General features: G+C 46.5%; 6 protein-coding genes and 1 rRNA gene. All 7 read right to left on the minus strand.

Going from position 1 to position 7,557, the window contains the following annotated elements:
• Positions 1-84 precede the first annotated feature (84 nt).
• On the minus strand, positions 85-1,611 hold the full coding sequence (locus B5F25_RS16415; protein WP_013618800.1) for an alpha-isopropylmalate synthase regulatory domain-containing protein: 1,527 nt from the start codon (positions 1,609-1,611) through the stop codon (positions 85-87).
• Positions 1,612-1,842: 231 nt separating this feature from the next.
• On the minus strand, positions 1,843-2,439 hold the full coding sequence (gene leuD / locus B5F25_RS16420) for a 3-isopropylmalate dehydratase small subunit (protein ID WP_087250812.1): 597 nt from the start codon (positions 2,437-2,439) through the stop codon (positions 1,843-1,845).
• 72 nt (positions 2,440-2,511) lie between these two features.
• Positions 2,512-2,886: a four helix bundle protein gene (locus tag B5F25_RS16425; protein ID WP_022039219.1), complete on the minus strand. Its 375-nt coding sequence runs from the start codon at positions 2,884-2,886 to the stop codon at positions 2,512-2,514.
• Between the two features lie 57 nt (positions 2,887-2,943).
• Positions 2,944-4,344: a 3-isopropylmalate dehydratase large subunit gene (gene leuC / locus B5F25_RS16430; protein ID WP_087250815.1), complete on the minus strand. Its 1,401-nt coding sequence runs from the start codon at positions 4,342-4,344 to the stop codon at positions 2,944-2,946.
• A gap of 25 nt (positions 4,345-4,369) precedes the next feature.
• Complete coding sequence (locus tag B5F25_RS16435) at positions 4,370-5,866, minus strand: 2-isopropylmalate synthase (protein WP_013618797.1); 1,497 nt, start codon at positions 5,864-5,866, stop codon at positions 4,370-4,372.
• 283 nt (positions 5,867-6,149) lie between these two features.
• Positions 6,150-7,316: a nicotinate phosphoribosyltransferase gene (pncB, locus tag B5F25_RS16440; protein WP_087250819.1), complete on the minus strand. Its 1,167-nt coding sequence runs from the start codon at positions 7,314-7,316 to the stop codon at positions 6,150-6,152.
• Positions 7,317-7,468: 152 nt separating this feature from the next.
• Positions 7,469-7,557, minus strand: a 5S ribosomal RNA gene (rrf, locus tag B5F25_RS16445); the annotation flags it as partial.

The following is a 7,557-nucleotide window of genomic DNA, read 5'->3' on the forward strand; positions in this document are numbered from 1 at the left end:
TACCAGGTGACCAGGTTTAATATAGCATTTACAAAACTATTCAAGACCTAGTCAACTAGTACCTGGTACCTTGTCAACTGATTGTTATTCTTCAATTATATTCAACATTTTAATGGTCGCTTTGATTGCCGCTTCCGTCTGGTCGGCATCCAAACCGCGGGTACGGAACTCACGGTCCTCGTAATTCCACGTGATGACGGTCTGCACAAAGGCATCGGTACGTCCGCCGGGAGGAATGGTCACGGCATAATTGGTCAGCATCGGAAACTTGCGCTGCAACGTACCCTTATATATCTTGCGCAAGGCACGCACGAAAGCATCATACTGGCCGTCGCCCGATGAACTTTCCTGATACACCTTGCCGTTGATTTCGATGCTGAGCGTAGCCATCGGCTTCAATCCTTGAGCAAGGGTGACGAAATAGCTCAACAGTTTCACCTTGTTTTGCGCTCCGTCGTGTTTCAGCACATCACTGATGATATAGGGCAAATCTTCCTGTGTCACCAGTTCTTTCCGGTCGCCCAATTCGATGATACGTTCGGTCACTTTCCGCATCGAATCTTCGTCCAGTTCCAAGCCCAGGCTTTCCAGGTTCTTGCGAATATTCGCCTTGCCCGAAGTCTTTCCCAAAGCATACTCACGTACCCTGCCGAAACGTTCGGGAAGCAAATCGTTGCAATAAAGATTATTCTTATTATCTCCATCGGCATGCACGCCTGCCACCTGCGTGAAAACACTTTCGCCCACTATCGGCTTGTTGGCGGGAATGCTCATGCCCGAATACGACTCGACCACCCGACTCACATCGTTCAGACGGCTTTCATCGATATTGGTCACGGCATGGAAATGATCTTTCAAAATCGCCTGCACACTGGCAAGGGGAGCATTGCCCGCCCGTTCGCCCAAACCGTTGATGGTGGTATGAAGTCCTTTCACCCCACTCAGCACAGCCGCCAGCACGTTGCTCACGGCAAGGTCGTAATCGTTGTGCGCATGAAAATCGAAGTGCAGGTCGGGATAACGTTTCTTCATCTTCCGCATATACTCAATGACCTGCAGCGGATTGAGAATGCCCAACGTATCGGGCAACATGAACCGACGGATACCGCAATCCTTTAAGCCGTCGACCAGCCCAAAGACATAAGCAGGCGAATCTTTCATGCCATTGCTCCAGTCCTCCAAGTACACGTTGACATCCAAATCCCGTTCGTGCGCATACGATACCACCGCCCGTATGTCCTCGATATGCTCGTCAAGAGTCTTCTTCAGCTGGTACGTGCAATGCTTCTCCGAGCCTTTCGTAAGCAAGTTAATGACCCTGCATCCAGCATCGTGAATCCAGTCGACCGACACGTGGCCGTCGACAAAACCCAACACTTCGACCCGCGGAAGCATGTTCCGCCGCGCCGCCCAGTCGCATATCATCCTTACCGCATTGAATTCCCCTTCAGACACCCGTGCCGAAGCTACTTCCACACGATCGACTTTCAAGTCTTCAAGCAGTAAGCGGGCAATCATTAATTTCTCATGGGGCACGAACGACACGCCATTGGTCTGCTCGCCATCGCGGAGCGTGGTGTCCATGATTTCTATTCTCGGATGATTTTCCATAAAACTTTTTTTACTCACCTCAGATTACACAGATTTAATCTTTTATAAATGTCCGCATTTAGCCGGCAAGGAGTTAAGAAGCCAATACTTCTGTGCTATTGGCATTTAACTCCTGCCGAAGGCATAACTCCCTTCTAACTCCTTTTATCTATGAGGATATTCATTAATCTTTATCAATATTAATTATAAACAGAAAAAATCTGCGTAATCTGTGGTGAAAAATATAACGTGTTATCTGTGTTCTTCCTCGTAAGCCTCGATTTTATCCTTGTTTTCTACAAGGAAATCGATGTCGTCCAGCCCGTTCATCAGACAATGCTTCTTATAGGCATTGATTTCGAAGGTTTCCGACTTGCCTGTCGCCTTGTTGGTAATGGTCTGGGCAGGAAGGTTTACTTCTACTTCCGTCTTCGGGTCGGCAAAGATAGAGTCGAACAGTTCTTTCAGGAACCCTTCGCTTACCACCACCGGAAGCACGAAATTATTCAATTCGTTATTCTTGTGGATATCGGCAAAGAAACTGGATACTACTACACGGAAGCCGTAACCGGCAATCGCCCACGCCGCATGCTCACGGCTGGAACCACTTCCGAAGTTCTTGCCTGCCACCAGGATTTGCCCGCTATATGTCGGATTGTTCAATACAAAGTCTTTGTTCAGCGAACCGTCCGGATTATATCTCCAATCGCGGAACAGGTTATCACCAAAGAATTTTTCATCGCGTGTAGTGGCCTTCAGGAAACGTGCCGGTATAATCTGGTCGGTATCTACATTTTCGAGCGGTAAAGGCACACAAGTGCTGGTAATTATATCAAATTTCTGTTTCATAATAATTTAATGTGACAATGTGGAAATAAACAATGTGCTAATTAATAATGAGCCAATTAATAATAGGCTAAATTACTTGTCTTTATTGTTTATCTCCACAGTCTTTTTACTTGTTGTGATTATACTTGTTAGCAACTTTTGAATCTCGTGAATCTGCACTAATAAACTTTCCTCAAAAGGATAACTGTCTGCGTATTTGCAAAGCAACAACCAATATTTTGTTTCTTCGGCTTCTTTAGCGGCAATTTTCAACTTATGGATAAAATCAATTTTACTTTCACTATTTTGTGCTTCGGATACGTTGGCTCCTATCGAGGTTCCACACCGCAACAATTGATTTGCTATTGCATATTTCCGTTCCGATTCTAATCGTTCTGAAAATGCAATAACCTGCAAAGCAAAATCGAAACTCAAATCCACAATTCTATTTCCAGTCACCCGTTTCATTAGAATATTATTAGTGCATTAAACACATTCTTCATTAGCACATTAACAAATTATTTATTAGCACATTAGACTCCGTGGATCTGTTATCACTCCCGTTACGGCTGCGGCGGCTGCGGTCAGCGGACTTGCCAACAACGTGCGTGAGCCAGGACCTTGACGGCCTTCGAAATTACGGTTGCTGGTAGATACGGCATATTTGCCTGCGGGAATCTTGTCATCGTTCATCGCCAGACAAGCCGAACATCCCGGCTGACGGATAGCAAAGCCTGCTTCCTCAAGCACTTTATCCAACCCCTCTTCACGGATTTGCGCATCTACCATCCACGAACCCGGCACAAGCCAAGCAGTAATGTTCTCCGCTTTCTTACGCCCTTTCACGATAGATGCAAAAGCACGGAAGTCTTCGATACGCCCGTTGGTGCAAGCGCCGAGGAACACGTAATCGACTTTCTTGCCCAACAAAGACTCGCCCGGCTGGAAGCCCATATAATGCATCGATTTCTCGAACGAACCTTTCTCTACCTCGCTCATGCCTTCGGTGGTAGGGATATGGTCCGTAATCGCCATGCCCATACCCGGATTGGTTCCGTAGGTAATCATCGGCTGGATATCGGCTGCATCGTAACGCACTTCTTTGTCGAACACCGCATCATCATCGCTCTTCAGGGTTTCCCAGTATGCGACAGCCTTGTCCCAGTCTGCTCCTTTCGGGGCATATTCACGTCCTTTGATGTATTCGAACGTCACTTCATCGGGAGCAATCATTCCACCACGGGCACCCATTTCGATAGATAAGTTACACAAAGTAAGACGTCCCTCCATCGTCAGGCTCCGAATCGCTTCGCCGGCATATTCTACGAAATATCCCGTAGCCCCGCTGGTGGTCATCTTCGACATCATGTAAAGGGCTACATCCTTAGCGGTCACTCCTTTTCCCAATTTGCCGTCAATGGTAATACGCATGGTCTTCGGACGTGCCTGCAAGATACATTGCGAAGCCATTACCATTTCCACCTCGCTGGTGCCGATACCGAAGGCAACCGCTCCCATCGCACCGTGTGTAGAAGTATGCGAATCGCCACAGACAATCGTCATGCCTGGCAATGTCAGTCCCCGTTCGGGACCCACCACGTGAATAATGCCGTTCCGCTTGTCCATCATACCGAAGTGAGTCAATCCGAAATCGGCGGCATTCTTTGCCAATGCATCCACCTGCGCCTTCGAAACCGGATCCTCGATGGGCTTGTCCTGGTCGTGTGTCGGCGTATTATGGTCGGGCATGCAATAAATCCGTTCCGGACGGAAGCATTTCAATCCCCGCGCCCGCATGCCGGCAAATGCCTGCGGACTGGTCACTTCGTGACAATAAAGGCGGTCGATATACAATTGCGTGGGACCGTCTTCCACTTTCTGCACCACGTGTGCATCCCAAATCTTATCAAATAAAGTATTAGCCATACGTTTCAAATGTTATCTCGTTCCGTTATTTTCTGAATTTATTAATGCAGTCGATATACGCTTCCACTGAAGCCGCGATGATATCGGTATTGGCACCAAAGCCATAATACATCTGTCCGTCGTATTCCACTTGCATGTGTACCTTACCCACATCGTCGCTCCCTTTACTGATTGCCTGAATGGTGAACTCTTTCAAGGTCATCTGACGTTTGATAATCTGTTTCACCGCCTTAATGGCAGCATCCACCGGCCCGTTACCGGTAGCGGCAGCCTCGAAATGCTCGCCCGAGATATTCAAGCCCAGGCTTGCCACCGAACGCACGCCGACACCACTGGTCACCTGCAAGTATTCCAGCTTGATGTGATGATTCACATTGCGGTCGGCACCTGCAATCACCAGAATATCGTCATCGGTAATATCCTTCTTCTTGTCGGCAAGTTTCAGGAAATCCTCATACACCTTGTCCAGCTTCTCCTGATTCATTTCCACACCCAGCACATGCAAACGATGCTTCAATGCCGCACGTCCGCTCCGGGCAGTCAGTACAATCGCATTATCATCGATTCCCACGTCTTTCGGGTTAATGATTTCGTACGTCTGCACGTTCTTCAGCACACCGTCCTGATGGATACCCGAAGAGTGTGCAAAGGCATTCCGCCCCACAATCGCCTTGTTAGGCTGCACGGGCATGTTCATCAGGCTGGAAACCATACGGCTGGTAGGATAAATCTTCTGGGTATTGATGTTGGTATCAATGTTCAGATGCTTGTGGCAACGCAAAATCATTGCCACTTCTTCGAGCGCTGTATTGCCGGCACGTTCTCCGATACCGTCGATGGTCACTTCCACCTGACGGGCACCGTTCAGCACACCGCTGATGGTATTGGCTGTAGCCATACCCAAATCATTGTGACAGTGGGTAGAAATGACAGCTTTGTCAATGCCGTCCACGTGGTCGACTAAATACTTGATTTTAGCCCCATACTCATCCGGCAGGCAATACCCCGTAGTATCGGGAATGTTCACCACCGTGGCTCCCGCCTTAATAACCGCTTCAACCACCCGTGCCAAGTATTCATTGTCGGTACGTCCGGCATCTTCGGCATAAAACTCCACATCGTCTACATAGCGGCGGGCATATTTCACGGCAGCCACCGCACGCTCGATGATTTCTTCACGCGTGGAGTTGAACTTGTACTTGATATGCGAGTCGGAAGTGCCTATACCCGTATGAATACGTTTATGCTTGGCATACTTCAAAGCTTCGGCTGCCACGTCAATATCTTTCTGCACGGCACGAGTCAACGCACAAATGGTAGGCCACGTAACCGCTTTTGATATCTCAATCACCGAATTAAAATCACCCGGACTGGAAACCGGAAATCCGGCTTCAATCACATCCACACCCAACGCTTCCAACTGTTTTGCCACCTGAATCTTTTCAACCGTATTCAACTGGCATCCGGGAACCTGTTCCCCGTCGCGCAAGGTCGTGTCAAAAATAAACAATCTTTCACTCATAGCATTTATTATCTTTAATCGTCATTCAAACAAAAAGCCTTTCGCACATAGAAGTGGGAAAGGCTTTACATATATCTTGTACCGTTATACATTTACGCACGCGCCTTGCTTCCCACTGGCTTCACCAATAGAATAATCAAACCGCATAGCAAAATATGTATAAACAATGCATTCATCTGTTTCTTTTTTTATTTTACGGATGCAAAGGTAGACATTATTTCGATAAAACAAAATAGAATGAAAGTTTTTTATCAAATTCAGCAACAATTTTACACATTTAAGCCTACTTTAAGCGCAATTCATACAGACAAGCATCCAATTCTTTGCTACTTCCCATGTGCTTTCCCATATCATCAGACAGTTTCACACATTCGCGCCACTCTTGGTTTACATTCATCTTGCAACGCGACAACTTCATCACGATATTAGAAGGAGTATAGCCTGTATCATTAGTCAGATTCGTTCCGATGCCAAAAGAACAACGAATTTTCCCCTGGCAATATTCAAAAATGTGAAGCGCTTTCTCAAAATCCAGCGCATTGCTGAAAATAATGGTTTTCGTAGTAGGGTCAATCCCCAATTCCTTATACCGGGCAATCAGATGTTCTACAAACTCAAACTCGTCCCCGGAATCACACCGTACCCCATCGAACAGCTTGGCTTGCTTGCGGCTGAAATTCGAAAGGAAAGCATCTGACGTATATGTGTCCGACAAAGCTGTACCCAAATCGCCGTCATACACATTTACCCAATTCTCTAAAGCCATATAATTGGCATGCTTGTAACCGAATTGCGCGCCATGAAACATAAACCATTCGTGCGGATGGGTCCCCATAGGAAGCAGGTTGTATTTCATGGCAAGAAAACAATTGGAAGTTCCCGTACAGTAGCGGGCATATTCTTTCAAATAGGCAACGACTGTTTCATGCACATCAAACGAAAAACGGCGGCGGGTGCCAAATTCAGAAAAAGGCATGTGATGCGTATTAGACAAGCTGACTTTTCCAGACAAACGGGCTATGATATCCTGACGGTCCGGTATACGGTTTAAGAACTGATTCTTTATTTCTGAAATAATCGCCAGCAAAGGCACTTCATACAACGTTACCTTATATAATAAGTCCGTAACTTCCATGTGTAAATGACGTTCATCGTCCAAATACACATGAATCTTATCCGGATCAAAACGAAAGGAAAAAAGCCATTCCCAATATACCCGGGGCAAGAACCGGCAATGCGAACACATGTACTCTAATTCTTCCTTACGCAAAGACACCAAAGCAAGATTATGAATCTCATTCTTCAAGGCATTCAAGAAACCCTCTGTGTATTCTGTATCATCGCGATCCTTGAAACTAAACGTTCCCATCGCATACGGAAACAATTTAATATAAGCATACGAGGTGGTAAACTTATACAAATCTGTATCCAAAACTGTCTTTATAACCATAACTTCCAATTTGGCATAAAGATACAATTTATTTCATTGTTCCGCAAGTTCACCTTAAATATTATATAGCCGATCTGAAATAAAAAATAAATGCATAATCTCAAAAAGAGAAAGGGATCCTCCCCCGGACATCAGACCGGGGAAGGATCCCAAAACGGCGGCTACCTACTCTCCCACTGTTACGCAGTACCATCGGCGTGACGAAGCTTAACTTCTCTGTTCGGAATGGGAAGAGGTGGAA

It is taken from the genome of Bacteroides sp. An19 (assembly GCF_002160215.1).
In the GTDB taxonomy this organism is placed as follows: Bacteria; Bacteroidota; Bacteroidia; order Bacteroidales; family Bacteroidaceae; genus Phocaeicola; species Phocaeicola intestinalis.